This window comes from Oceanobacillus luteolus (genome assembly GCF_042678205.1).
GTDB classification, from domain to species: domain Bacteria; phylum Bacillota; class Bacilli; order Bacillales; family Amphibacillaceae; genus Oceanobacillus; species Oceanobacillus luteolus.
Map to the genome: position 1 here is coordinate 53051 of NZ_JBHUDE010000048.1, position 26023 is coordinate 79073.

A 26023-nucleotide genomic window follows, 5' to 3' on the forward strand; every position below is an offset into this window, starting at 1 on the left:
ATCCTATTATTTCACTCTCAACCTCTGTCCTGGCTATAACCCTTAAAATTGAATAGATTTTTAGATTAACGTCCAATCTACAATTATTGAATTCACCTTATATATTTCAGTTTTCTCTATTAGATAATCTGGCGATTCAATTATATGAACAAAAACTACTTGTTTGGATAGTGTCTTAGTAGATTTTCTCTAATCTACATTAGTTAACTCGAAGCGAGGCTTTGCTATCCCAATAAACTCCTTAACCGCTGAACCGCTTTCTCATTAGAAGATTTATCATCTTTAATTCCTTCATATTCAATGGATAGCCATCCATCGTAGTTTATTTCTTTCAATCCCTCAACAATATAAGGTAAATCCACCTGCCCATCCCCTGGAACCGTACCGATTAATTCCACTCCCAGAGTAGAGCGAAATCCACTTGTAGGTTCACTCTGTTTCTTTTCACGGAAATCCTTGAAGTGGACATGTACGATTTCATTCTTTAATAGATCAAATGCATCCTGTGGTTTCTCGTGAACTAGTAGAGAGTTACCTGCATCAAAGGTCGATTTCACGTACGGACTGCCAACTTTACGAATGATCTCATCCACTTGCCTACTTTTTCCAGCTAGTAGACCATGATTTTCAACTGCTAAGTATATTTGCTCCTGCTCTGCCAGTATTGCACTTTTCTTTAAGCCTTCGACAATCCATTCTTGTCCTTCATCATAGGTTACATTTTCATGTAAATCACCACAAAACACTCTAACAATGCTCGTTCCCAACTGTTTCGCAATCCGAATGCCTTCTTCGACTTTGGCAACTTCCAGCGCACGTTCTTTGCTTGATTCTTTCACAAAATTATTCGTTACATCATAGGCCGAAACTTGTAAATTATTGTTCCGTATTGCTTCTATAACCTGTATTATTTCCTGATCTTTGGCTTTGCTTTTCCAATAAATATCTAATAATTCCACGCCATCCAGTGACAAACCTTTGGCATATTCGATAAAGTCAACAACTGTCCATCCTTCCTTCTTAACCGTTGTATTTAGACTATACATACTAATGCTTATCTTCATCTCAATCTCACCCCGCTTCTAAAAATCTATGACGCTGATTAAATATGTTGGATTTTATCCGTGGCTTTTGCTTTCCTTTACAAGCTCAACAACCTGTTCGTTTGATGCGATTCATTCGCTGCAAGCGTGACTCTCAAAGTTTCCATTCCATTTTCATAGTCTGAGAGGATTAAAGATTTATTATTCGTCCGGATCGCTTCGATAAAGTCTTCCGCCTGTTTTGCATAATAATCCGTCTTTGAACGGTAAATTACGGTATGACCTGCCTCTACTATTGTCAACTCCGCTCCTTCAAAGCTCAGCCGAAATTGATTTCCTAGCAATTCCATTCCCATCCGATGGTCTGGCTGAGTAAAGGACGCATCAAGATGTCCAACAGCGCCGGATTCCATTAAGAAATTAACAGATGTAACGTCTGGAATATTAATATTTGGAATCTCTTCAGATACAAGCAGATTCATATTTGCATGCACCTTCGTAATATCGCCGGCTAAGTAACGGATCATGTCCACGATATGTGTCGCTTGTTCGACAAGCTGGCCGCCTGATTTTTCCATTTCCCTGTACCATGGGGTATGTACGAAGGCAGAGAGATAATGACCACGGACCATGGCTATTTTTTTATCTGCGAGGTACTCCTTCGCGATTGCAACCGTATCAAGGTATCGTAAACAATACCCGGTTGCACAGAGCACACCTGCATCCTGGATGATCTTGTGCTTCTTCTCGACAGTCGCGAGATCCAGACCAATCGGCTTCTCCACCAGTAAATGGATGCCAAGCTTAGCCGCCTTTTCCTCGATATCTCCGTGCGCAAAAGGAGGAACGCAAATAAAAAGTGCATCGAGAACCTCCTCTTGGAGCATAAGATCTGCATTTGTATAAGAAGCAGCTCCGTATTTTTCACCGGCACACCTTGCATTTTCTTCAACAATGTCGCACACGGCGACGATATTCGCATGTTCATTTGCTGCGATATTTGCCAAGTGGATAGAAGCAATTCCGCCGACACCGACAAAGCCTACCTTAACTGTTTGCATCGCTTCCAACCCCGCCTTTTTCCAAATATTCCTTGCCCAGTTTTAATATCCGCTCCATATCGTTCGCTGTCTCATCAGCCAACGAAAATGGATCTATTTGATATGGCGTCAATTCAGCAGTAATCGGATCTTCATATCCAATTTCCACTAACGCTTTGTAAACTTCCAGCCAATTCACATCACCTGCCAATAATGGAACAAACCCATTGATGTTGCCGACAGCTGTGCTGAAATCTTTGACATGCACCTTCTTGATGCGTTCACCTAATATACGGATCCATTGTTCCGGGTAGCCGAAAAGCAGCACGTTACCGACATCAAAATAGGCGCCGACATAATCGGATTGAAATTCATCGATGTAGCGCGCCATTTCCAATGGGGATAACAAAAACTTATTCCAAACATTTTCAATGCCAATGTTCACTTGATACTCTTCTGCAAGAGGAATTAGTTTTTCCAACTCGATCCTGCTGCGGTCATAGCACTCTTCATAGGATGTATTTTCGTCGACTACGCCAGGGACGACAAGAACGGTATCGATCCCCATCGTTTCTGCCAACTCCAATTGTTTTTCTACGACTTGCCTTCCCTGCTCCCGGACACTTTCACTTCGGTGTGATAGCGGTAATTTCCATAATAAAGCTGTGGAAATGCTTCTCAGTTTTAACCCATAGGAAGATGCAAGCTCGACGATTTGTAATGCTTCATCCTTTGTTGTTTCCATCGTCAGACCGACATCCCCGGGTTCGTTCACATTCAATTCAACTGCATCAAAGCCCGCATCCCGACTGTATTCAAATACTTTTTCAAGCGGAGTTCCAGCTGGATAGCACCACTGATTAATCCCTTTTAACATAACGATATTCACTCCTCAGATTAGTATAAGTTTATCGATTCATGCTTGAACAAAGAAGGAGACCGATTGATTGGCCTCCTTTTCCGTTAATTTACTTGGACTGGTACCTGCTTCTTAGATGATTCGTATGCAGCAATTGCTACAGACAGAGCTTTCAACCCATCTTCTCCCGTGATGGAAGGGTTTTTGCCTTCACGTACACTTGAGATGAAATCTTCGACTAAGCCTCTGTCCATGTCATCACCCCAGAAATCCCAATGAGCACCGTCACGATTATAAAGGTTCGTTTTTTGCCCGAATGCATCGACCGAGAGTGTACCTCTCGTTCCGACGATTTCCAGCATCACATCACCCCATGTCGGATAGGCATCATTCCTTGACCAACTGCAGTCGAGCGTTGCGAACATATTATTATCGAATTCCATTGTCAGCTGTCCGCAATCATCGATATCATAATCAGAAATTAAATTTCCTATCTCGGCGTACACTTCTTTCACTTCCGCACCAGTGTACCAGCGGATAATATCTACTACATGGACGGTATGATCAATGACTGCTCCGCCGCCGGACTTTTCTCGGTCGACGAACCAACCTCCAGGATTCGTCCCGCGGTTTGTAGCCTTAATGGCAACAATATTACCTAAATCCCCGCTATCGATGATTCGCTTCGCTTCGACAACAGGTGTACTGAATCGCACCGGGAATGCAGTCTGTAAGATGACATTATGCTCCTTGCATATATCAATGATGGCTTGAGCAGCTTCCGCCGTATGTGCCAATGGTTTTTCACAGAGGATATGCTTGCCTTTTTTCGCCGCTGCAACGACATGTTCATAATGTTTGCTATTCTCCGATGTAATGACTACCGCTTCGATCGGCTGATTGAGTAAATCCTCATAATCCGCATAGTATTCCGTGTTGAACTCTGCCGCAGCTTTTCTTCCCCGCTCTTCATTTTCATCAGCGATACCAAGGATTTCCACTCCATCCAATTCGGTTAATGCATTCGCATAACTGTACGCATGACCATGAGCAAAACTGATAATTCCTACCTTCATTGGACTCCCACCTTTTCTTGAGTGTCTTCTAGAACGACAACTTTTCCTGTTTCAATCGATTCTAGTGCAGCTAATGATATTTCCATTGCTTTATATGCATCTTCTGCAGTTACAACCGGTTCAGCATCCGTCTGAATACAATGAATGAAATGCTCGAGTTCGGCGAAATACGGGTTGTCCTTCATCGGACTTTCCGGAACCGCAACACCTTCACTTGAAGCGGTCTCTTTTCTGCTTGCGACAACTGGAGTTACCTTGGAACTGTCATATTCAATGATCCCTTCCTTGCCAGCTATTTCAAATTTTGTAGAAAACCCTTGATGTGCCCAAGTTCCCTCCACATGTGCGATGACCCCACTCTCAAAGCGTAATGTGACCAACGCATATTCAAACTTCTCAAAAACTCTTGTTCTCGTGCTTTTGGCATAGACACGCTTCACCTCGCCGAAACACCATCTTAGGTAATCAAAGTCATGGATGATCATATCGAGAACTAACCCGCCACTGCTGGCAAAATCAGAGTACCAATCATTGGAAGCGATTGGAAAACCGCCGCCTCGAGTCGTGCGTACAACTGCAGGCTTGCCGACTTTTCCTTCATCAACTAATTTCTTTGCTTTTACATATTCCGGGAAAAACCTTACTACATGTCCGACAAATAGTTTTACTCCCTTATCGTTACAATAATTAATCATTTCTCTCGCATCGGAAAGTGATATCGCTAAAGGCTTTTCACAAATGACATGTTTCTTGTCATCTGCCACCTTCATCACATATTGTTTGTGGAACGGAGTCGGCACGCAAATAGATACGACATCAATCTCGTCTAGCTCTACTGCTTCCTCGTATGTTTGAAATGCTTTCGTATTTAATCTGTCCGCCAAGCCTTGAGCCTTAGCCAAATTAATATCGACGATTCCTGCCAGTTTCACGTTTTCCATTTTCGCATAAGCTTCTGCATGGGTACCGCCCATTGTACCCGCTCCAATAATAAGCGCATTTAACATGTTCAACTCTCCTTATTAAATATTAGTCCTTTGTAACATGCTGCTTGCCTCTTTGTTTGTCTCATTTAAAAAGAACAAAGATGAAGCCCCTATCACACCTGCATGGATACCAAGCACTGATTTTTTGATTTCAACCTCATTTACCAAATTTTCCATTCCATACTTTAATACAGTCTTTTTAATGGAAGGCAAGATGAATTCAGACATATTCATGACACCACCGCCAAATACAATCACTTCTGTATTGAATAAATGGATCAAACTGATAACCCCAGTGCCGAGATGCTCGCCAGCTTCCTCGAGCAAACGCAGGGAAAATGGATCACCTTCACGTGCAGCCGTGGCAATATCCGTGTTCATCACGACAGCTCCGTTATTAACAATAGAGAGCAAGCTGCTCGTTTCACCATTTTTGAGAAGCTCGTTCGCTCTTATATTGATTGCAGTGCCGGAAGCATATTTCTCCAAACATCCCCTGTTGCCACATTCGCATACGATCCCATCGTGGTAGATGGAAATATGCCCGAATTCTCCAGCACTGTCCTTCAACCCTGTAATCAAGTTACCGTTACTGATGATCCCTGAACCAATACCAGTACTCACCGTGATATAAATAACATTTTGCTTCCCCTTTCCGGCACCCCACATCCATTCGCCTATCGCCGCTGCATTCGCATCATTCGCAAGCCTCACCGGCAATTGGAAATTTTCTTCAAGAATTGCGCCAATCGGAAAGTTTTCCAACCCTAAATTATTCGCAAATTTGATGATGTTTCTCTCGGTATCGATCACTCCGGCGGTCGCCACTCCAATGCCTTTTATTCTGTTCCGATCGACCGCAGTTTCGGAAAGTACACGGTTTACGGCATAAATAATGTTGGCAGACGTGTCGCTTTCATTTGTTGATGTCTGACACGTAAATTCACCTAGTATTTCCCCATCCCTGGTTATAAGGGCCGCATGTATTTTCGTCCCGCCCAAGTCTAGACCTATCGCTAAATCTCTTGATTCCTCCACCTGATTTCCTCCTAAAACATATGCAGTATTTTATCTTTTTACTTTCTAGCCCCCTGCAATGCGATACCAGCCACAAGATATTTTTGCAGGAGAATAAACATGATAAGCATTGGAATAGTAGACATAACTGCACCAGCCATCAGCAACGGATAGTCCGTTGAATATTGTCCCTGGAATGTAGCAATTCCGACAGACAACACCCGCATATCCTCTGAGCTTGTCATGATCAGCGGCCATAAGAAGTCATTCCAAGACGAAAGGATTGTAAAGATCCCTAATGCAATCAATGCAGGGGTTGCATTAGGAAGAATCACCCTCCAATAAATACCGAAGAAAGAACAACCATCGATCTTGGCAGCTTCATCAATCTCTTTTGGAATTCCCATAAAGAACTGTCTAAGCAAAAAGACACCAAATGCACTGAACATTCCTGGAACGATCAACGCATAGAAAGTATCAATCCATCCAAGCTGTGTCAAAATGCCATAGTTCGGAATTAAAATAACTTGCATCGGAACCATTAAAACAGATAAAACTAAAATAAAAATGATATTTTTACCCGGGAATTCCAGACGCGCAAAAGCGTATGCAGCGAGAGAGCAAAGAAATAATTGGGCCAGTGTCCGTCCTAAAGTTAAAAGTATCGTATTCACGTAGTACTTTAAAAAATCGACACTTTGAAAGACATTAAGATAGTTTTCAAACTTAAGCTCGTTCGGCCAAATTGTCGGCGGCACTTGCATCGTTTCCGTAAATGATTTGAGTGAAGTCAATACCATCCATAGAAACGGTACGATCATAATAAAAGCACCGACAATCAGTAATATGTGATTTCCTAGTTTCATTTTCACTTTTTATCACTTCCTATTTTACCCATCATAGTGAACCCACTTCTTCTGAAAAACAAACTGAATGATGGTGATTGCTAATATCGCTAAGAACAGGATGAAGGCTTGCGCAGATGCCATCCCCATTTGCGAGTATTCAAAACCGTACTCGTAAACGGCGTATACAACCGTTCTCAACGGTTCGAGAAGCGCAGTACTGTCACCAATCATGATAAAGATAAGGTCAAACACCTGCAGGGAACTGATCATCCCCGTAATAAAGACGAAAAATAATGTTGGCGTTATCAAAGGCAACGTAATGCTGAAGAATTGTCTTAGCTTGGAGGCACCATCAATTTGAGCGGCTTCATAATATGATTTTGAAACACCTTGAAGTCCGGCAAGGATCAAGATGACATTATTTCCAACAGTCATCCAGACATAGACAACAATTACCGATATTAGTGCTATATTCGGGTCAAACAGCCAGGAAGGCTGAGGTAGATTGAATATTCCTAGAACATAATTAATCAATCCATAATCCGTATTGTAAAGCCATTTCCAAACCATACCAACAGCAACTGGCATCGTTACAACCGGCAGGAAATACAACGTTCTGTAAAAAACCATTCCTTTAATCTTCTGGTTGAGCATCACAGCTATACATGTCGCAATACCGGCTGATAGTGGTACAGATATCGCGGTGAATATAACGGTGTTGATGATTGCACGGATAAATGATGAATCCTGAAACAATGTAATCACATTTTCCAAGCCAACAAATACAGGTGCTGTCATCCCATCCCAGCGTGTAAACGACAGGACAAAAGATGCAACGGCAGGAAACATATAAAATACAGCAAGGCCTAAGAACGTCGGCGCGATGAACAGATAAGCCCACATTGCTTCCCGGCTGAACTTTTTCTTTTTATTCTTGACTCTTGCCTTGCTTTTGGATTTCTTTGAAACTATTGCAGAATTCAAGTTTACCTCTCCCTCCATAAAAGTATGGAGCACTTCTTCCCCCTAATAGGGGAAGAAGCAAGTCCATAAATGATTACTCATTGTTTTCTTCTTCTAAGATTTTATTCATTCCTTCAGCGACTCTGTCTAAAGCTTCATCAATAGAAGTATCTTCTAAAAATGCGCCCTGGATTTCTTTCGTTTCAATATCTTGCCACTCCGTCGTTCGCTTAGAAATTGGATAAGCTACACCTACACCTTCTTCTTGTGCATCAAGGAACACTTGCAGATCCAATGATGGAACAGAACCTAGCCAAATTTCACCTGTACTTTGCATAGCGGGAATGGAGAATCCTGATTCAGCAATATCTTTATTCGCTTGCTCACTTGTCAGACTCTTGATCAAGTCCCAAGCCACTTCTTCATCTTCCACTTTCTCGTTCATCGCCCAGCCAATCCCATGGACGATGGAAGCTGCTTGTTTCCCTTTCGGCAATGGAGCAACGCCGAGATTTTCTCCTAAAGCTTCATAGAATTCTGGTGTATTAACTGAAATTGCTGGTATCATTGCTAGCTTGTTGGACATGAACAGCTGTTTAGACTCGGTTTCAATCTGGTTCTGTGTTGAAGGAGAGATCCCCTTGTCAATCAAATCCTTAATGAAGGCAAACGCTTCTTTCGCCTCTGGAGAATCAAACCCTGATTCCGTTTTGTCTTCGTTGATCATGAATCCTCCAGCTTGGTGGATTAAGTTATAATACCCTTGTTGGTTTACTGTTGTATGTGCCGCATATCCGAAGACACCTTCATCCGGATTCACCAACTTCGCACCCTCGGTTTCAATATCCTCCCAAGTCCACGTCTCATCCGGATAATCGACACCTGCTTCATCAAAAAGCTGTTTGTTGTAGTAAAGACCGACAGAATCTGTAAAATAAGGGGCGGCATAAAGTTCATCTTCCACAGAGTACATATCTACGACTGCTGGAACATAAGCATCCTTATTAAATTCATCATCTTCTCCAATGAATGGCTCTAGATTTTTAATCAAACCATCCGTGGAATACCTGTAAAAGTTGGGACCATTCATCCAAAATACATCCGGACCGCTACCGCCTCCAAGGCTTGTTTTTAATTTCGTCCAATAATTCGCATAAGGGGTATAGGTTACTTTGACTTCTACATCTGGATGAATTTCGTTGAACGCTTCAATCGAGGCATCCACTGCACCTTTTACATTTTCATCCCAAAGCGCAACTTCTATCACTTTTTTCTCAGCGCTGGAACCACTGCTACATGCTGTAAGAAAAGCGGCAACCATTAATATAAAAATACTAAATACTATTTTTTTCATAATTTCCCTCCTAATAAATATGTATTGGATTTTATTAATAAGTGAATGTTGAGATTTTGTCCACGCTATATAACTTTAATTTTCCTATTAACTAACTAAAAACCTCCTCATGTATATTTTTCAATTGCCTTACATTTGAAACTTGAACTTCCCATGAAGGATCAGGGCTGCTGCGCCAAGCAATTCAAATTCGATGCCAAGTGATGTACTTTGAATATTGACTTTTTCCTTAAGAGTTGGTATCACTTTAGCCACCACTTGTTCATTAATACTTTCTACCAATAAAGGATTATCTTGAATAATTTCACCACTTAAAATAATTACTTCTGGATTAAATAAGTGGATGGCATTAGTAATCGCAATCGACAAATACTTCAAAATATCTTCCATGATCTCCTTCGCTAAATCATCTTGCTGATTCACTGCCTCCACAAATATAGCCGGACTTAGTTTGGTCAAATCCCCTAAAACCATTTCCTTTATGATCGTGTCCTTGTTCCTTGTTATGATAGCGGTTACAATTTTACTGTAGATGGCTGGCCAGTTCACATAATTCTCCAGACAACCGCTATTACCACAACTACATTTTATCCCCCCATCGACTACAGTCGTATGTCCAATTTCCCCGGAGCTCCCAAGAAACCCCCGGTATATGGAGCCATTCACCATCAACCCAGAACCGACGCCTTCACCAATGGTTATATAAAGTAGATCGTTAAATCTACTAAACAAACCAAAATAATTTTCTGCCAAAACAAATGCATTTGCATCATTATCCAGAAATGCAGGAAGGTTAGTTCTTTCCTCTATTAATTCCTTTAATGGTACGTTATACAGATTCAGCTTTACATTATGTAAAATCACTCCTTTTTCAGCATCCACAATCCCCGGTGTAATAATGGAAATACCTTGGCAATATTCAACATCTGATTTTCCGACCAAAAATCCCTCTATAACACTAAGAATAAATTGAATGATAGCATTCCCTTTTAACTGGTTGGTCGAATGAACTTCCTTCCTAAGGATCTCCCCTTCAAGATTCATATCAGCAATTTTAATATAGGTGTTTGTTACAGATACACCAATAATGGAATGTGTATTTGGATTGAATCGAAGTAAGACCGGCTTCCTACCCCCGCTTGATGTTCCTACTCCATCCTCAAAAACAAGGCCTTCACTGATTAAATCAGAAACAGCTGAAGTGACTGTTGTCGGACTGATATTTATTAGCTTCGCTATTTCACTTCTAGAAATTGGTTCGTTTTTGCGGATTGTGTCTAAAATAATAGAACGATTTAATTCCTGAATTAACTTCAAATCCCCAGTTCTTTGTTTTTGCATATTGCGGACCTCTCTACTTTCTTTCTCCATTGACTTTAATAAGTTTGTTCGAAAATTTCTTTTTAACAAGTGAAATCTACTATTCCTCAGATAAATAGGTAGCTTTACCACATTTAAAGAGAAAAAATCGGTAATCTAAAGTTTTCATCGCAAGACTTTTTCCAATAGTCTTACTAAGCATAATAATGCAATATTCAAACTTTGTAAACCCTTTTCAAGAAATATTTTTTTGAGTTTTCTTATAGTTTAAAAGATAAGGATTCGTTAACTAGTATTTTAAATTCTTTTTTTATGAGTCAAATGGATTTTTTTATTATTTTTTTGTATACATTATGGGTGCTAAGGAAGAATAAAAATTATACTAGACATTAAAACAGACTAGAGCTCTACAAGCTCTAGCCTAAAAAGTAATATCCTATTATTTATTATTTCTCTACCAATCTTCTTCTCCGGCTGTCCAGCATTACTAGTTTAAAAGGTTTCACCATCTTGAATGGTACGATACAATGCAGGATCGCTTACAATCAGAACTTGTCCAGGATAAATGATATCATCCGTCAAGCCGTTCAGATCTTTAAGTTGTTGGACGGTCATATTATGAGCTTGCGCGATGCCCCATAGAGTATCCCCTGGTTGAACTACATAGGTAGTAGTTCCTCCACCAGGACTTAAACCTAGAGCTTTTGCAATCCCGTTTGCATGTCCAAGCGCAATACGGTTTAGATATGCATCAGACTTCAGTTTCGCCGCATCAGTACTATTATCGATAAACCCATTTTCCGTTAATACCGCCGGCATATTGCTTTCACGTAACACATGGAAGTTGGCACGTTTCTTTCCACGATTTCTAAAGTCGACTTGCTTCATAATTTCTGCATGTACGATATCCCGGTATGATATGTCCTGACTAGAGACACTACCATTATAAATATAGTCCTCATATCCTGTACCACCACCAGCATTAATATGGATCGATACGAAATAATCAGCTCCCCAGCTGTTTGCGTCATTCGTACGTTGCGGCAGGCTTACGGTTGCATCCGAACTACGGCTCATTCGTATGGTATGACCTTCATAATCTCTATTCAGGATATCCCTTACCTTCAATGCAATTGCCAACGTCACGTTTTTCTCCTGCAAACCATTTCCTTGTGCGCCCGGATCTGTTCCTCCGTGCCCTGGGTCCAAATAAATTTTAACCATATTTACCTCTCCTCTTTTAAGAATTTCGATGTACATCTATTAGGAGAAAGAGATAACACAACAAATAAATAAACCACTTATAAAACGTTTTATTGTTTATTCGTCAGCTGCTTGATTGTCTCAGATAAATTAGTTATTACTCTCTCTAAATCTCCAAGCTTCTTTTCAAAGCGAATAAACAAATACATTGTGATCGCAATAGGAAATCCAAAGTTACCTATGATCGCTACCCATACAGGAGTCTCTACAGGCGACATCACTACCTCCCCCTTTCCCGAAAACGGGTTAATGCTTTTTAAAAGTGATTCCCCTATTAAAAAACCAATCTCTTTAAATAGGAAAGGTAGATTCGTTTGGTTCCCAATTTGAATTTCATCTGTTATTTTTCTAGATTTTAAACTATAATAGAACATAAGTTCCCATATTTCTTATTTTTGGTTTACTTTTTCAACTTTAATCCTCTTTTATAAACACAAGTTAATTTACCATAATATTGAAAATTTAGAGAGGAGCTGAATACTATGATGAATAACGAAGAGAAGATAGCTGAATTCTTTCGTAAATATAGAGATAAAGTTCAAAATCCAATTATCAAGGGGTTTCTGGCGAATGAAGATAACTTATCTTTACTAAAGAAATATATATTAAATCCTACAGATGCCAACAAGAATAAGGTGGATAAAGCATTTAAGCAGCACTACAATAGAGTGTTGAAAATAAAATATGTAAGTAATTTAATCTACTTTTTCACCATGGATTACAACATAAAGAGAAGGAAAGAAAATGATACGGTATTACTCATACTTGATAAAAGCTCCGAATATGATGCCCGCACTCCTCTAAAGGACTTAATTGAAGATAAAAATGAGGAAAAACATACGCTGAATAGGAATCTATTAGATGATATTGAAAGTGAACGCTTAATCAAAGCATTACAAACTCTCACGGAAAAACAGTTATTAATACTAGATTTGATCTATCACAAGCAGTTGACCTTAAAAGAGATTTCGGAAATTTTAAAAACAACTCCCCAAAATATATCGAATCTCCATCGAAAGTCTCTCAAAAAGCTAAATCAGATATTATCAGAGGAGGTAAAATCTAAATATGACAAAGAATGAAGAAATAATAAGTATCATAAACGACTTCCAACCGAAGATAAAAAAGAGCCTAAGAGAAACTTCTTTTCAAGATAGAGAGGATTTGGAGCAAGAGATTAATACGAAGATCATTGAGAAGTTGAACACGGTGAAGTTTCGAGAGAGCCCTAGTTTTTGGTCTTTCCTTAAATAATCGTAGAGTCATAATTAAAAAGGATCCAATCAATCAAAATTTTCCTTGGATCTTTTTGAATCAAATTTATCATTATCGGTCTCTAGATTGGAGTTGTTGGCAGTGAACTTCCTCAAGTTCACTGCCATTAATGCAAAAACTTATCCCTTTAAAAGGATATATTCGAACGTTTGTTTTAATGGTAATAAAATAAAAAAGTTATCTTCCGAGGCATAATAGAGCGGGACTTAGAGAAAGTCCCATTGTCCCAATCAAAGCAAACGCCAAATAAAAATAGACAGCGAACAGTCCCTCCCAGGACCTATTCGCTGTCTCTGTAAGTCTTCTAATTATCTAAGTAAATCTCCAAATATCCTCCTAAGTCTAACTGATATTTAATCAACTAATTCCACTTCAGCTAGGGATTCGCTTGTTGATGGATGTGGTACATAGTTCTTCACTTTGCTTGTTGTTGCCATTACTGGTCTAGAATGAACTAATGTTACCATTGGTGAATCGTGATGAATAATCTCTTGAGCCTTCTTATACAGCTCTGCACGCTCTTCCTGGTCCACTGCACGTTTAGCAGAATCTAATAGTTCATCCACTTCATCATTCTGATAGAATTCGCGATTACTACTTCCTACGTTGGAACCGTGTAACAGACTGCTTAAGAAGTAATCAGGGTCTCCGTTTGTTCCAGACCAACCAAGCATATACAGCTCATGCTCACCATTCATGGTTTTTTCTAAATATGGAGCCCATTCCTCACGAACAATATTTGCAGTAACACCAACTTCGGCCAAGTTATTCTGAATAATTTGAGCCACTGTTTCAGGATCTGGCATGTATGGTCTTGCCACTGGCATAGTCCATAATTCAACCTCCAATCCATCGGCAAAACCTGCCTCCGCAAGCAATTCGATTGCCTTGTCAGGATCATACGAATACGGTTCAAGTTCATCATTATAACCTAAATAACCTGGTGGCAATGGGTTTACAGCTGTTGTAGCATAACCGGCATATAGCGCATCGGCTATAGCTTGTTTATCAATCGCGTAATTGATTGCTTGACGAAGCTCTACATTATCAAATGGTTCCTTCTGAGTATTGAAGCCAACATATCCAAAGTTATTTTCTGTTCTTTCTAATAACTCAAGACCATCCTCCGCTTCCACTCCAGCTGCATCATCTGGGTTTAATCCATCCATAATATCGATTTCCCCAGAACGAAGCGCTATGAGGCGTGCAGCATTATCAGGTATTACTTCAAAGATCACACGATTAAGTTTCGGAAGACCTTCTACTCGGTAATCCTCATTCTTTTCAAGAACAATAGAGTCATCCTTTGTCCAGCTGACAAATTTGAATGGACCGGTTCCCACTGGGTTTTCGTTAATTGCTGATCCATGCTCCTCAAGAGCCGTCGGAGAAGTGAGTGCAAAATAACTCATCCCTAAGTTTTGTAAAAAGAACCCAAGCGGTTGATTTAAGATAAATTCAATTTCATAGTCATTTACAACATTAATTTCTTCAATAACATGTCCGGGGTCGCCCTTATATCCACCAAACATCGTTCCGTACATGAAATAGACATATCCATCATCAGTAAATGCATATTCATGTTCAGGGTCAGCCCATCTTTCAAAGTTAACTTTTACAGCATCTGCATTAAAATCTGTTCCATCATGAAACGTTACGCCTTCTTCCAGATAGAAGGTATATTTCAGACCATCATCTGAAACCTCCCAATCTTTAGCAAGCGCTGGCTTCACTTCAAAAGAGTCTTTATCAAATGTAAGCAATCCTTCGAGTATTTGTTGTGTGACTCTCGAAGATTCCCCATCACTCGTACTTCCAGGATCAAGACTTTCGGAGTCCCCTCCCCGAGCAAATACTAGTACTTGTTCACCCGATGCACTCGCTTCCCCTACCTCTTCTTCATCACCAGCAGTTTCTTCTGTTTCAGTTGCGCCATCATCAGTAGTTTTATCTGTGTTCGCGCCTCCATCTCCACTACATGCTGCTAAAACGAGAAAAAGTCCTAAAAATAAAACAACTAGTAGCGATAATCTTAATTTCATTGGTATCCCCCTTTTATTCTTATTTATATTTTTTATTGCTTGCCGTTATATAGATGACAGGCAACAAAATGCTGATTAACAGTCTTGTATGACAGGAAAAACTGCTTGTGGATTTGCGGGAACGGCACAGCAGAGAGTAAAGATTGTATATAAGGATGTTTATGATTGCTATAAAGATTATCTGTGTCCGTAAATTCGACCATTCTCTCTAAATATATGACGCCAATCCGCTCCTATATTCAATGTGCAATGAATATGTACGTTAAATTGAATTCATCTAGCAGTTCTTCCATTTAAGGATTTGTGATTCAATGGATATATCAAGAGCTAAGTAATGGTTCATCACAGAGAATTAACTTTAGATTTCGTAAAATCATCGGCCAAAAGCATATTCACATAGAGTCTTAAGCCGAAAACCAACTCGGTCTTTTTTGAACTCGCGATCATTGAACAGATAGGTATCTCTAGTTAACATGATCTACTTCCTTAAATGCTTCTTCAAACGCTTCTTCTACAAACTCAATTTCTTTATTATATTCATTTAATATCTCCTGTATAGGTTTTGCCTCTTTCTCCATAAGTGCTTGTCTGATTCGGTCTTCTACTTCCCTTAATGGCGTTTCCTTTCTATCCGTCACCTTAATAATGTGATAACCGAATACTGTTTTGACCGGATCGCTTACTTCATCTTTCTCCAACTCCATGGCCGCCGCAAGAAACGTTGGATCCAATTCATTGCTTTTTCCAGAAATATAGCCCAAATTCCCGCCCTCTTCCGCAGTCATTGAATCCGTTGAGTGTTCTATAGCCAATTCAGCAAAGTCAGTGCCTTTCTCTAGTTCCTTTTTAATTTCTTTAGCGGTCGACTCATTGTCCACGAGAATATGGCTGACCGCGACCTCTGTATATTCGTCTATATGTTGTGCATAGTAATCATTTATTTCTTTATCTGAGACTTCCACCCCTTCAGTTGTTGCTTTAAAGAAATAGAGGGATTGTTTAATTTGATCTTTTAAATCCTCTTCATCCTTAAAGCCCTGTTGTAGTAGAATCATTTGAAAGCCATCTTCATCACCGGCCAGTTCCTTTATATCGCCCAACCGTTGATTCACCTCTTTATCAGATACCTCATATTTGCCTTCCAAAATTTGCATATAGACCAACTTCTGAATCAATTCCTTTCCCCGTTCGGTGCTAATCACTTCTTGAAATAAATCTTCCTCTGTAATCGTTCCATAATCTGTTTCAACAAGCACCTTGCTTTCTTCGCCCGAGGTTTGCGTCGTACAGGCACCCAGTATAAATAGCAATGATAATATAGCTAAAATTTTAATTACTTTCTTCAATTATCTTCACCCCTACCTTGACAACTTCCCGTGATAAAAAACAGCCAAATGAAATTCACCGTTTCTAAACCTGCTAATATAAGGTGGGACAGTCCACCAACTGTCCCAACCGTTCTATTGTTTTATTTCCTATGAGACTCTTAAACTCATTTTCTCCCCCGTACCAGGCCTTTCATGGTACAGGAGGTATTTTCTATAACGTTGATAATAACTTATTGCCAGATTTCAATCATTGCATCGGCATACGCTTTTAAGCTTCGGTAAGCCTTATTAGAGACATGATTTGCATCTTTTTTCGTATCTAAGAATTTTTTGAAATCGTTAAGATGCTTGATAACTTTATCTGGGGAACCTTTCTTTTCAAATTGTTCCACAGATTTCAAATGTGCTTTCAATGCTTGAGCTGCACCTTTATTGAAGAATTCGCCCTCTTTGTTAAAGCTATCAATAACAGAGCTTACTCCTGCTGCACTAAGTTTGCTAGGCAATAGGTTTGTCTCCGTAACGCTTTGATTAGAATCTGTCTCCGATGTAGCTGTAAAAGTAAGGCTTTCTGGAGCTGTTTTGCCATTAGGAATTTTCACGTATACCGGAACTTCAACAGTTTCCCCTGCTTCCACAGCTATTACGTTGTGATCAAGTTGAATTGTCCAATCTTCACCCGCAGAAGCGTTGATACGAATGAAATCCTTTGCTTCGCCGGTATTAGAGACATTAAAATGATAGACTGCTACTTTGTCTTCTACAGCAGGCTGCACATTGCCGGCGCTTACATCTACGCCTCGATCATAGTTACCTGATCCCTCTGTGTTACGCACGGCAACCTGATAACGAAGCACACCTTCATCGTCTTTGTCATTCCCTAAAATATAGAAATGAAGTTTATTGTATGGATCGATGTACTCACTGACAATCGTGTCCTGGTCAATGGAACCATCGAATTGTCCGGAGACCAACGTTTCTCCATTTCCAGCTTTGAATAATGCATCAAGTAATTGACGAGGATCGCCTTTGGTTACCATAGCAGTTGTGCCGTCTGGTCTTGTAAAGTCCTTCAAATTGATATCTTCAGGATGCGAATCAACTACCCAGATGGTCGGTGCACCCCGTTCTTTCGTCTTGGCAATCAATACCCCGGAATCGGCTGCGAAGGAATCCGCACCAACGCGGTCTACCACCTCAAGTGTGTAGTTCTCATACAATCTATTGCTAAGGATATCGTTACGCCAGTCACCTTCAAGGTAATCACTTGGTGTTAAATCGTCCATGCTGATGTTGATACCGTGGAATCCTGTGCGGCCGAATTGACTGCCAACTGGTACTTCGCGCGCAATAATATCCGCAAACACCGGCCCAGACTCTTCTAATTCATCACGATCCAACTGCAGGACTTCTTCATCGGATACAAATCCTTGTTCTATCTTATTTCGAAGCATATGTGGTGCTGGTAAGGAAGAACCAAGGGTTGCTGGAATCATCCAACGCGTATGCGTTCCACCAGGACCATTGAATGACCCACGGCTCATCGTTTCCCAATATCCTGAATAGGTTCTCGGATCAAGGGCTGCATTATTGTAGTTATCCGGAAGTCCGCGAAGATGTCCAAATTCGTGAGCAAATGTGGACATACCATCACTTTCACCTTGAATAGAAGCACGAATCCGTTTGCCATTTAGTGTTGCACTAGATGCGGCTGACCAAATCGTTTTAGCTGCATAGTAGGAAGTCCATGGTACATAACGAGTCTGTGCCCAGTTTGGCGTGTTTTCAAATCCAGGTAAGTCCGGCGGTCCAAATTCATCAGACACCGACTCTTTATTCAGGAACATCATTTCGCCGAATTCTTGCCATACCGTTGATTCATCATAGCCGGCATGAACGATGAACGCAAAGTCATATTCTTCACCAGATGCAAGTATGTCGGCTGCCGCAGCATCTATACCATCCGTAAAGAGGTTTCCACTTGGATATTGGTCTGGCTTGGTACCGGGATTCATATTGTTAAGCCCATACTGAAATTCATATTTATCCAAGCGGTAAGGACCAAACGAATCCAGGCTGACGCCCCATTTCCCCTGAGAGTTCTCTTTCCAGAAGCCATCGATTGTCTGATAATTGTTAAGTTCACTTGGAGTATTTAGAAAGTCCTTCCACCATTCCCCAAGTTCCTCACGCGGAACTGCATCGATCTGCGGGTTACCAGCAATCTCCGAACCCTTAGGTTGAGTTAAAATAAAATCCTGATCTGGAAAGTCGACCAAAATCAAGGCCCCTTTCAGTTCTGTTTCAGGCTCAAAATCTGCTGTATTCCAGTCAATCCCAGGAACTTGAATATAATCATTCCACGTCATATCATCCGGGTTCACCCACGACTGGGGATCCACTGGTCCCGGTAGATTATCTAGTCCTGGTTCTGCAGCAAAAGCAACGGGTGAAGAAAGCGCAAGTAATATAGTGGTTGTTAAAATTGTAACCTTACGTCTAAGCTTCAATTCATTCTCCTCCTACTCAGAAAATAACCTACTCTTTAAACTGGTAATAATGTCAAACAAAGTCATACCTATTGTAATATCCTTGATGATTACGCATTGCCATCATTTCTTCGTTAACCCTCTGCCACCGACTTTGATAGTTTTATTTCTACTTAGGTCTATCACCTCCTCAAACCGCATCGTCTATTTCAGAATCTACTGTTCACTGAAGCTTAGCAATCTGCAAATTAAGAATCCTCCATCGGAAGTTTGCAGGACCCTAAATATAATGAAAGGTTCCAAGCGCCTGCTTGGAACCATCTTCTCTAGTTATGTCCTAGCACTATTAACCTTGTAGTCTAATAAATTCCCCTGATCAAACCCTTAGGCAACGCGGCAGCCTTTTCGCTTCCCTCTCCGTAGAGGTCTTTCTGCTGATTAAATAATTACTCAACCAAAAACATCAGCAAATAATTCGTTTAATAAATACCCTACTATTTAAATGATAGATAATGATAGATTAATCATAGAATAAAAAGCATAAACATGCATGATTATTAATAATCATTTTAGTATTCTATATAATTAAAACTTTCAATCTAATTTAACTGTACTATAGTTCCAGTTTCTTAGGTTTAGTAGATATATCAGTAATTTCATGAACAAAACAACCTATTACATTCTATTTACTACACTAAGAGTTAGCACAGTCGTTAGACCAAGTTAATAGATCTAATTTAATAAATTTCATCTTATAAAACTATCTCTCATTGTAGAATTGTGTTGCATGCAATTATTTTATATCGTAAACTTTGTTCATCCATTAGACAAATGAAGTTTATTTTGTTAGTATAAAAAACAAGCATAAGTAATTTATTAACAAAAACAGGAAAGCGGTTACAATAGTCAATTATCAAGCAGTGATAGAAAGTAGATAAGAGGTAAAACGAATGGATATTTCTCACAAAAAAAGATTGAATATTCCATCATAAATAGTGGATGTATAAGGATAGCATAGTGCTGTATTCAAAATGAAGAGACTTCCATGATCAGCAACACTTCACAATTAAAAGTGATTCTATCCTTTCTAATTTGAAATTAGAAAAGGATTGATATCTAACCAAACACATGAAACGAGGTGATAGATCGAATTTCTTGCAACCTAATTAGTATATCCATTAGTTGACCGTTGCTTGGAGCGATTAATCTACTAAGGGGGATTTTATTCCATGTTGAAAGTGTTGAAGAAAACGATTATTTCCGGTATGGCTTTAACTTTATTATTACCATTTGGAGCAGGCCATGTATTTGCTCAACATTCGCAGTCCATTCATGCGACAGACGTTGCTCCTATGGATGAAAGATTTGAAGATTCTTTTGGAATTGGAGCAGCAGTCGAACCATTTCAATTGGAGGGTGAATCAGCTGAAGTATTAAAATACCACTATAATAGCATTGTTGCAGAGAATGCTATGAAACCATTGTACATCGCGCCAGAAGAAGGAGAATATTTTTGGGAAGATGCCGACCAGATTGTTAATTTTGCTAAAGAGAATGACATGTACTTAAGGTACCACACCCTTGTTTGGCATAGCCAAATAGCAGATTGGTTCTTTTTAGATGAAGAAGGAAACCCAATGGTTGAAGAAGAAGATCCTGAAAAACGGGAAGAAAATAAACAACTTCTATTAGACCGAATGAGAGATTATATTAAAACGGTTGTATTGCGTTATAAAGATGATGTGGATGCCTGGGATGTCGTGAATGAAGTGGTTGATGATGGTGGCGGATTACGAGAGTCGGCATGGTATCAAATTACTGGAACGGACTATATTAAAGTAGCTTTCGAGACAGCAAGAGAATATGCTGGCGAAGATGCCATGCTGTATATCAATGATTATAATAACGAAGTAGACAGTGTAAAAAGAGATGACTTTTATAATCTAGTAAAGGAATTGCTAGAAGATGGGGTTCCTATTGATGGGGTTGGGTTACAGTCACATATCCAACTTAATTGGCCTTCCATTGAGGAAACTAGAGAGGCCATTCAAATGTATTCAGATTTAGGTTTAGATGTTCAAATAACAGAATTGGATGTTAGCATCTATGGTTGGCCACCAAGTGGTGAATATAAAACAGAAGATGAAATTCCAGACAGCATTCTTGAAGAACAGGCGAATCGATATAGAGATTTATTCAGTTTATATGAAGAAATGGATGACGCTATCAGCAATGTAACGTTTTGGGGAATAGCCGATAACCATACTTGGTTAGACGACCGCGCCAAGGAATATAGTGGTGATGGAAGAGGAAAGGATGCCCCCTTCGCCTTTGATACACAATACAATGTGAAACCTGCTTATTTTGCAATAATGGGGCTGAAGGATCCAAGGGATTATTCTAGCACCTTCTTATCACCAATCAAACCAAATGAAATAAATCACATTAAACAAGGGAGAACACTTCCCGTGAAATTAAAGATAACAGATGAATCAGGTGATGATGCAACAGGTTTAGAGGCAAAACTATATGTTACGGAAGTATTCGATGATGGGACATTGGGTTCTAAAGAAGAAGCCATATCCAGCGGGAATGCAAATATAGGAAACCTCTTCCGTTCTGCAGGTGATGGTAAATATATTTTCAACTGGAATACAAAATCACTAGCAAAAGGAACGTATCAGCTTAGTGTAGAAGTGGACAACTATACTTTAGACACTGTTCAAATATATTTAAGATAACAGATAAGGAACTGGAATACATGAGAGGGTCTACGAAAAAGTGGACCCTCTCTATTTGTGTAAAACAGACGTAAAAATTGATTTTATAACAGTATTCTAGCCACAAAGCATTAAAACAACCCCACTTCTATATATTTTTTCGTTGCAATTTTTTAAATTACTGCACCTCCCTTCCCAAACTAAGACAATCAAACTAATCCTACAAGAATGGAGAGAGTTTTATCCTGCTTCAAAGCACTCTTTTTCGGATGGTGAATAGGCATCAGCGAACTCCATATTCCCTCTATTCGATGGCTTGCTGTAACTCGATGGCCAAAATAAGGACAACCATTACCGTAAAAAGTATAAATAAATGAGATTCATGCTGATTTGGTTTTGAAGGGCCAAATGATCAATTACGGGTAAAATTTGCGAATATCATGGCGAAAAACATTTTGACATTCATGAACCCATTCGGAGTTGTCGGGGCAGAGGCTACATACAGACATGGAGAGGATTGGCTGAACCAGGCATTAGAATATATTCAGGGAAATGTGGAATTTTTAACCCAACGACAATACAGTGTAATACAGCAACCTGGGCACTCGGAACGTCCCCTCACACATGGCAGGTCGTATCACAAGGGGCCACATCTATCGCACATAAAGGGATGCTCCATGCAGGAAAAATTATCGCAGCCACTGCCATTGAGGCAACGGAAAACCCGGAGATTATTGAAAAGGCTAAAGCTGAATTGAGAGAGCGGTTGAATGGGGAAGCTTATGAATGTCCGACTCCTGGAGATGTTAAGCCGCCTCGTAAGACAGCTGCTTATGCTAAATAAAATATCCATACAATTATATAGAGCTAGAACTGATAGTGACTTTTGTTGTTTATCAGGTCTAGCTCTATCCATTCGAGTGGTGGCGGCAACTAAAAAGTAAATCTACAATTGCACAAATAATCCTTGGTTATCCCCTTTATCTGATGTGCCATCAATGATAAAGGGTGTTTCCAAAGCCTTAGATATCTTTAATAGGGTTTCAACTTTAGGGCTAGTTAGTCCCGCTTCAATCCTGCCAATCGTTGATTTAGGTACACCTGCTAAGTCAGCTAATTCTTGTTGTGACATTTTTAATTTTTGACGCTTTGTTTTAATTTGAGCCGCAATTTGTCCTTCTTGTTGAAGATTCTGTACATGATCTTCTCCCCTAATTTTGGAGTATCTTTTATAGAAATCACCCATTTTCTTACCTCCACTCTTAATAAAGATTTGGATCTTTCCCACAGTATTCTTCATAATTAATATCAGCTGGAATTAAATCTTCCTTTTTAATTAAACCGTTATATTGTTTATCGAAATAATAAAGCATAATTACTTTATGATAATTATGGATTGCATAAATAATACGATGATTCCCTGTCTTACGTTCATGAATTCCCCAGCGATAGAAATTTTTATAGTCGGTATTCCTGTTAATATGCTTAATTGACGGTGGTGTGTCATCATTACTCGATTCATCTGTCTCTTCAGGATATGGATTGATACTTATAATGGTAAGTTGTCGTGCGTACAAATCTGCTAACTTGCACCAAGAACCCGGTTTCCCTATATTCATTTCTTTTTCTGATTGATTTAAAATAAGATCTTCAAAATCTCTAACATTTCCTTCATACAAAATTCCAAAACCCTTTGATTCAATCATTTTCTTAACCCTTTGCTATAGTATTACCATGATGGTAGCATCTATGCCATCAGATTACAAGTTGAGAATATTTGAAAATTGGCCAGTACAAAATCAAAACATCCAGAACTGAAAAAAAGCATATTGCTAATCAGTCCTAGCATAATTTATTATTATTAACAAATCTCGACATGAAATGACAAATTTCGGATGATGACAGGAATCCTTATTTAGTGGTCTCAACCTCACCCCATGTCCTTCTTCCCCGTGACATGCCCCAAATAAACAAGTATAATTCAAGTAAGTAAATCATGTGTTTTTCAACTCCAGAACTAGGTAACAGATACACTCTTCAATCGAAAGGAGAAAATATGAACTTACTATTTGATTATGTAGTGGCACTTACTAATTTATATGGTGTCGTTGATAAAGAAAAAGTGATAGAAATCTATAATATGCAGAATAATCCTAAAAAAAATGTCTCTGATGTAGAAGCATTGATGAGGAATAACGAGGATGAGTTAAGAAAAAATTACGTTGAAATAGAGGGGCGTTATTTCGCCAATGATGCGCTATTCGTTATAGAAAATGAATTAGAGCAACTCCTGCGTAAAAAAACAGGTAAACCATATTATATCCCTGAAAAAGCAGTGCTCTTACGTTATAAAGATGACGAGTATTATGAAGAGACTCCTCAGATGAAGAAATTGTATCGATTTTTAGAAAAATATGTTCAACCTGATAATGTTAATAGTGTCGAAGATGTATTCTATGAAGTTCTAAGCGATTGCGAAATGGAAATACAACCTATAGATATCATCCATGGCTTGGAGCAAATCGACGTGACATTCCCTACTGAAAAAGAAACCATACAGGCACTGAAGCTAATTACCAACTTATCCAATCATACGCGACTTTGGTCCAATAATGGGTTTACCCCTGCTGAATTATTTGAATTGGAGAAGCCGTATTTACAATCAATTTCAAATGGGGAGGTTAACAAAAACTTTCCTAATCAGCCATTTAATCAATCTGAGAAGAAAGCTGGCAGAAATGATCCATGCCCATGCGGGAGTGGAAAGAAATATAAGAAATGTTGTTTGTTAAACGTCTGATAGATCAAATTCCATTTTTCAAAGCTTGAGGCTAGTCATGGGGAATTATTCAGTGAGGATGATAGAGAGAAATAGCACTGCACTAGCTAGCAAAAAAATATAATTAAGTTAGACAGCAGCTATTGCAGGCTCTCACGTTTCCAATAGCTGCTTTATTAATATTAGTCACGGCGTAACACAACTGAATCATTCGTTTATAAAATACTTATTGTACAAAAGGTGGTGAATAGGCATCACACAATATCTCATTTCCTCTTCCTAAATCCCTTAAAAAGAAAATAAACAATTATTGCTAAGACAGCATATATCAGAAATAACACAATAAATCCCCATAGCCCCATTACAGCATCAGCAAACTCCATATTTCCTCTGTTCGTGATTGCTTGCTGCAACTCGATGGCAAAGACAAGGACAACCATTACGGTAAAAGTATAAATAAAGGAAAGAATAGTCGTACTCCATTTCATCTTTTCGATTATTTTAAAGAAAAAATGCACAAAAAAGAAAGTTACCATCCCAATAATACCAATTATCCAGAAATGAAGCTGCTTATCCGTCATATGAAAACCGAACATATCAACTAATAAATCATGAATATCATTAACGATTTCTGCTAATATGATAATTATTTCTTTCACTGGAAGCCTCCTAGAACTCTTATAGATAAATAAAGGAATAAGCTTTAGTTTACTATAGAAAGATAATATGTAAAACTATTATACCCTTCCGAACATATTCCCGATGTCATTTCAAATCCTCTTGGTAGACCTAAAAAATACAGCTAGCTACCAAGTATAATAAACAACTATTTCCCTTTTTCGCTTCTATCATCTTTTCTTCACCAAATGTCCGAATTCAATTCTGTAACTTTGACTTAACCATTCAATAATAAGGGAGGGAGTTAGTATAAGATCAAATGAAACCCAAACAACACTATATTACCATTACTATAGATTCATTGAATGAATACTAATTGTAAAATATACCTATTTATTGTATAATGAAATTAGATACTAGTTTAATAGCCTCTCTTTTAATGTATACATATGATTTAACACCTTAGATTCGTGCATCAATTAATAGCATGGGTATTAGGTGTTTTTATTCATAAAAAATATTAAATAAAGGGAGATTTGATAAAATGTACTACGCTACATTACATCAGAAACAAGGAGAAATGAGAGCACTAAGAATGCTACAAGAATTTGGCAATGATTTAACAAAATTTGTTCCCAATATCGTTATCAATGATGCTGCTCAAGAGACGCTAGATTTAATCAGAAGAAGCTACAATAATTTTGTGTTACTTGATGTCCGCAATTTAGACACTGATGGAATCGATATCTTAGAGGATCTTTTAAAACTTCCACAAAATGAGAACTTCGATATATTATATCCTATTGAATATTTAGTCGAAGGCTCAAGTCTAAACAGCAACAATTACGTCAGAATAAATAAAGATGTTGTAAATCACTAGCGTTGCATTAATTAAGACTAAATATTAACAAGACCCCGAATTTTCGCTAATTTACTTTAATGCAAATAAAAAGTCCTTTATAATGGATTTAGTCAGGTGGTAACCCATCCAAATCCAAAAATA

25 protein-coding genes are annotated in these 26023 nt (G+C 38.9%); 6 read left to right on the plus strand and 19 right to left on the minus strand.

Going from position 1 to position 26023, the window contains the following annotated elements; all coding sequences use genetic code 11:
• Window positions 1-224 precede the first annotated feature (224 nt).
• From ACFSBH_RS11235 to ACFSBH_RS11290, 12 genes are all read right to left on the minus strand, one after another.
• Entirely contained in the window at window positions 225-1064 is an 840-nt protein-coding gene (locus ACFSBH_RS11235; RefSeq protein ID WP_379597572.1) for a sugar phosphate isomerase/epimerase family protein, read from the minus strand.
• A 77-nt stretch (window positions 1065-1141) separates the two neighbouring features.
• Complete coding sequence (locus ACFSBH_RS11240) at window positions 1142-2104, minus strand: Gfo/Idh/MocA family protein (RefSeq protein ID WP_251513985.1); 963 nt, start codon at window positions 2102-2104, stop codon at window positions 1142-1144.
• Window positions 2091-2960 carry a sugar phosphate isomerase/epimerase family protein gene (locus ACFSBH_RS11245; RefSeq protein WP_251513986.1) on the minus strand — a complete coding sequence of 290 codons (870 nt, stop codon included), beginning with the start codon at window positions 2958-2960 and terminating at the stop codon, window positions 2091-2093. Before ACFSBH_RS11245 ends, ACFSBH_RS11240 begins: the two co-directional genes overlap by 14 nt.
• Window positions 2961-3046: 86 nt before the next feature.
• Window positions 3047-4018, minus strand: coding sequence for a Gfo/Idh/MocA family protein (locus ACFSBH_RS11250; RefSeq protein ID WP_251513987.1), 972 nt, complete (start codon window positions 4016-4018; stop codon window positions 3047-3049).
• On the minus strand, window positions 4015-5025 hold the full coding sequence (locus tag ACFSBH_RS11255; RefSeq protein ID WP_251513988.1) for a Gfo/Idh/MocA family protein: 1011 nt from the start codon (window positions 5023-5025) through the stop codon (window positions 4015-4017). Before ACFSBH_RS11255 ends, ACFSBH_RS11250 begins: the two co-directional genes overlap by 4 nt.
• Before the next feature lie 15 nt (window positions 5026-5040).
• Window positions 5041-6042 (minus strand): ROK family protein, encoded by a 1002-nt coding sequence (locus ACFSBH_RS11260; protein WP_379597575.1) that lies wholly within the window; start codon window positions 6040-6042, stop codon window positions 5041-5043.
• Window positions 6043-6080: 38 nt separating this feature from the next.
• Complete coding sequence (locus ACFSBH_RS11265; protein WP_251514009.1) at window positions 6081-6887, minus strand: carbohydrate ABC transporter permease; 807 nt, start codon at window positions 6885-6887, stop codon at window positions 6081-6083.
• A gap of 24 nt (window positions 6888-6911) precedes the next feature.
• Complete coding sequence (locus tag ACFSBH_RS11270; protein ID WP_379597577.1) at window positions 6912-7853, minus strand: carbohydrate ABC transporter permease; 942 nt, start codon at window positions 7851-7853, stop codon at window positions 6912-6914.
• 73 nt (window positions 7854-7926) lie between these two features.
• Window positions 7927-9186, minus strand: a complete 1260-nt coding sequence (locus tag ACFSBH_RS11275; protein ID WP_379597579.1) for an ABC transporter substrate-binding protein — start codon at window positions 9184-9186, stop codon at window positions 7927-7929.
• A 129-nt stretch (window positions 9187-9315) separates the two neighbouring features.
• On the minus strand, window positions 9316-10527 hold the full coding sequence (locus tag ACFSBH_RS11280) for an ROK family transcriptional regulator (protein ID WP_379597581.1): 1212 nt from the start codon (window positions 10525-10527) through the stop codon (window positions 9316-9318).
• Window positions 10528-10998: 471 nt separating this feature from the next.
• Window positions 10999-11730: an N-acetylmuramoyl-L-alanine amidase family protein gene (locus tag ACFSBH_RS11285; RefSeq protein WP_251513992.1), complete on the minus strand. Its 732-nt coding sequence runs from the start codon at window positions 11728-11730 to the stop codon at window positions 10999-11001.
• 89 nt (window positions 11731-11819) lie between these two features.
• Window positions 11820-11987 (minus strand): YvrJ family protein, encoded by a 168-nt coding sequence (locus ACFSBH_RS11290; RefSeq protein WP_251513993.1) that lies wholly within the window; start codon window positions 11985-11987, stop codon window positions 11820-11822.
• Between the two features lie 267 nt (window positions 11988-12254).
• Here ACFSBH_RS11290 and ACFSBH_RS11295 point away from each other — a divergent pair, with 267 nt between their 5' ends.
• Both ACFSBH_RS11295 and ACFSBH_RS11300 read left to right on the plus strand, forming a co-directional pair.
• Window positions 12255-12851 carry a sigma-70 family RNA polymerase sigma factor gene (locus ACFSBH_RS11295; protein WP_379597584.1) on the plus strand — a complete coding sequence of 199 codons (597 nt, stop codon included), beginning with the start codon at window positions 12255-12257 and terminating at the stop codon, window positions 12849-12851.
• Window positions 12838-13023: a hypothetical protein gene (locus ACFSBH_RS11300; protein ID WP_251513995.1), complete on the plus strand. Its 186-nt coding sequence runs from the start codon at window positions 12838-12840 to the stop codon at window positions 13021-13023. Before ACFSBH_RS11295 ends, ACFSBH_RS11300 begins: the two co-directional genes overlap by 14 nt.
• A 374-nt stretch (window positions 13024-13397) precedes the next feature.
• Here the strand turns inward: ACFSBH_RS11300 and ACFSBH_RS11305 are convergent, their stop codons facing one another.
• The 4 genes from ACFSBH_RS11305 to ACFSBH_RS11320 form a co-directional block, all read right to left on the minus strand.
• Window positions 13398-15086: an ABC transporter substrate-binding protein gene (locus ACFSBH_RS11305; protein WP_379597586.1), complete on the minus strand. Its 1689-nt coding sequence runs from the start codon at window positions 15084-15086 to the stop codon at window positions 13398-13400.
• 32 nt (window positions 15087-15118) lie between these two features.
• Window positions 15119-15289: an ABC transporter ATP-binding protein gene (locus tag ACFSBH_RS11310; RefSeq protein WP_379597588.1), complete on the minus strand. Its 171-nt coding sequence runs from the start codon at window positions 15287-15289 to the stop codon at window positions 15119-15121.
• Window positions 15290-15550: 261 nt separating this feature from the next.
• Window positions 15551-16432, minus strand: a complete 882-nt coding sequence (locus ACFSBH_RS11315) for a peptidylprolyl isomerase (protein WP_251513997.1) — start codon at window positions 16430-16432, stop codon at window positions 15551-15553.
• 212 nt (window positions 16433-16644) lie between these two features.
• Window positions 16645-18924 carry a M6 family metalloprotease domain-containing protein gene (locus ACFSBH_RS11320; protein ID WP_379597590.1) on the minus strand — a complete coding sequence of 760 codons (2280 nt, stop codon included), beginning with the start codon at window positions 18922-18924 and terminating at the stop codon, window positions 16645-16647.
• A gap of 1208 nt (window positions 18925-20132) precedes the next feature.
• Here ACFSBH_RS11320 and ACFSBH_RS11325 point away from each other — a divergent pair.
• Together ACFSBH_RS11325 and ACFSBH_RS11330 are read left to right on the plus strand one after the other, a co-directional pair.
• Window positions 20133-21644, plus strand: coding sequence for an endo-1,4-beta-xylanase (locus ACFSBH_RS11325; protein ID WP_251513999.1), 1512 nt, complete (start codon window positions 20133-20135; stop codon window positions 21642-21644).
• A gap of 496 nt (window positions 21645-22140) precedes the next feature.
• Complete coding sequence (locus ACFSBH_RS11330; RefSeq protein ID WP_251514000.1) at window positions 22141-22467, plus strand: hypothetical protein; 327 nt, start codon at window positions 22141-22143, stop codon at window positions 22465-22467.
• Between the two features lie 102 nt (window positions 22468-22569).
• Here the strand turns inward: ACFSBH_RS11330 and ACFSBH_RS11335 are convergent, their stop codons facing one another.
• Both ACFSBH_RS11335 and ACFSBH_RS11340 read right to left on the minus strand, forming a co-directional pair.
• Complete coding sequence (locus ACFSBH_RS11335; protein ID WP_251514001.1) at window positions 22570-22869, minus strand: helix-turn-helix domain-containing protein; 300 nt, start codon at window positions 22867-22869, stop codon at window positions 22570-22572.
• Window positions 22870-22885: 16 nt separating this feature from the next.
• Window positions 22886-23329, minus strand: a complete 444-nt coding sequence (locus ACFSBH_RS11340; RefSeq protein ID WP_251514002.1) for a hypothetical protein — start codon at window positions 23327-23329, stop codon at window positions 22886-22888.
• Between the two features lie 350 nt (window positions 23330-23679).
• Here ACFSBH_RS11340 and ACFSBH_RS11345 point away from each other — a divergent pair, with 350 nt between their 5' ends.
• Window positions 23680-24423: a YecA family protein gene (locus ACFSBH_RS11345; protein ID WP_285853698.1), complete on the plus strand. Its 744-nt coding sequence runs from the start codon at window positions 23680-23682 to the stop codon at window positions 24421-24423.
• Window positions 24424-24668: 245 nt separating this feature from the next.
• Here the strand turns inward: ACFSBH_RS11345 and ACFSBH_RS11350 are convergent, their stop codons facing one another.
• Window positions 24669-25061: a hypothetical protein gene (locus tag ACFSBH_RS11350; protein ID WP_251514003.1), complete on the minus strand. Its 393-nt coding sequence runs from the start codon at window positions 25059-25061 to the stop codon at window positions 24669-24671.
• Window positions 25062-25564: 503 nt separating this feature from the next.
• Here ACFSBH_RS11350 and ACFSBH_RS11355 point away from each other — a divergent pair.
• A complete protein-coding gene (locus ACFSBH_RS11355) occupies window positions 25565-25900 on the plus strand; it encodes a hypothetical protein (protein ID WP_251514005.1) in 336 nt (111 codons plus the stop codon).
• Window positions 25901-26023: the final 123 nt, after the last annotated feature.

What these genes read in the sequence shown, in the direction of transcription:
- ACFSBH_RS11245 (WP_251513986.1), bottom strand. Translation starts at nt 2,960, where the DNA reads ATGTTAAAAGGGATTAATCAGTGGTGCTATCCAGCTGGAACTCCGCTT.
- ACFSBH_RS11235 (WP_379597572.1), bottom strand. Translation starts at nt 1,064, where the DNA reads ATGAAGATAAGCATTAGTATGTATAGTCTAAATACAACGGTTAAGAAG.
- ACFSBH_RS11250 (WP_251513987.1), bottom strand. Translation starts at nt 4,018, where the DNA reads ATGAAGGTAGGAATTATCAGTTTTGCTCATGGTCATGCGTACAGTTAT.
- ACFSBH_RS11340 (WP_251514002.1), bottom strand. Translation starts at nt 23,329, where the DNA reads ATGATTGAATCAAAGGGTTTTGGAATTTTGTATGAAGGAAATGTTAGA.
- ACFSBH_RS11300 (WP_251513995.1), top strand. Translation starts at nt 12,838, where the DNA reads ATGACAAAGAATGAAGAAATAATAAGTATCATAAACGACTTCCAACCG.
- ACFSBH_RS11310 (WP_379597588.1), bottom strand. Translation starts at nt 15,289, where the DNA reads ATGGTCGAATTTACGGACACAGATAATCTTTATAGCAATCATAAACAT.
- ACFSBH_RS11355 (WP_251514005.1), top strand. Translation starts at nt 25,565, where the DNA reads ATGTACTACGCTACATTACATCAGAAACAAGGAGAAATGAGAGCACTA.
- ACFSBH_RS11305 (WP_379597586.1), bottom strand. Translation starts at nt 15,086, where the DNA reads ATGAAATTAAGATTATCGCTACTAGTTGTTTTATTTTTAGGACTTTTT.
- ACFSBH_RS11240 (WP_251513985.1), bottom strand. Translation starts at nt 2,104, where the DNA reads ATGCAAACAGTTAAGGTAGGCTTTGTCGGTGTCGGCGGAATTGCTTCT.
- ACFSBH_RS11345 (WP_285853698.1), top strand. Translation starts at nt 23,680, where the DNA reads ATGAACTTACTATTTGATTATGTAGTGGCACTTACTAATTTATATGGT.
- ACFSBH_RS11335 (WP_251514001.1), bottom strand. Translation starts at nt 22,869, where the DNA reads ATGGGTGATTTCTATAAAAGATACTCCAAAATTAGGGGAGAAGATCAT.
- ACFSBH_RS11295 (WP_379597584.1), top strand. Translation starts at nt 12,255, where the DNA reads ATGAATAACGAAGAGAAGATAGCTGAATTCTTTCGTAAATATAGAGAT.
- ACFSBH_RS11325 (WP_251513999.1), top strand. Translation starts at nt 20,133, where the DNA reads ATGTTGAAAGTGTTGAAGAAAACGATTATTTCCGGTATGGCTTTAACT.
- ACFSBH_RS11280 (WP_379597581.1), bottom strand. Translation starts at nt 10,527, where the DNA reads ATGCAAAAACAAAGAACTGGGGATTTGAAGTTAATTCAGGAATTAAAT.
- ACFSBH_RS11285 (WP_251513992.1), bottom strand. Translation starts at nt 11,730, where the DNA reads ATGGTTAAAATTTATTTGGACCCAGGGCACGGAGGAACAGATCCGGGC.
- ACFSBH_RS11265 (WP_251514009.1), bottom strand. Translation starts at nt 6,887, where the DNA reads ATGAAACTAGGAAATCACATATTACTGATTGTCGGTGCTTTTATTATG.
- ACFSBH_RS11255 (WP_251513988.1), bottom strand. Translation starts at nt 5,025, where the DNA reads ATGTTAAATGCGCTTATTATTGGAGCGGGTACAATGGGCGGTACCCAT.
- ACFSBH_RS11275 (WP_379597579.1), bottom strand. Translation starts at nt 9,186, where the DNA reads ATGAAAAAAATAGTATTTAGTATTTTTATATTAATGGTTGCCGCTTTT.
- ACFSBH_RS11290 (WP_251513993.1), bottom strand. Translation starts at nt 11,987, where the DNA reads ATGTCGCCTGTAGAGACTCCTGTATGGGTAGCGATCATAGGTAACTTT.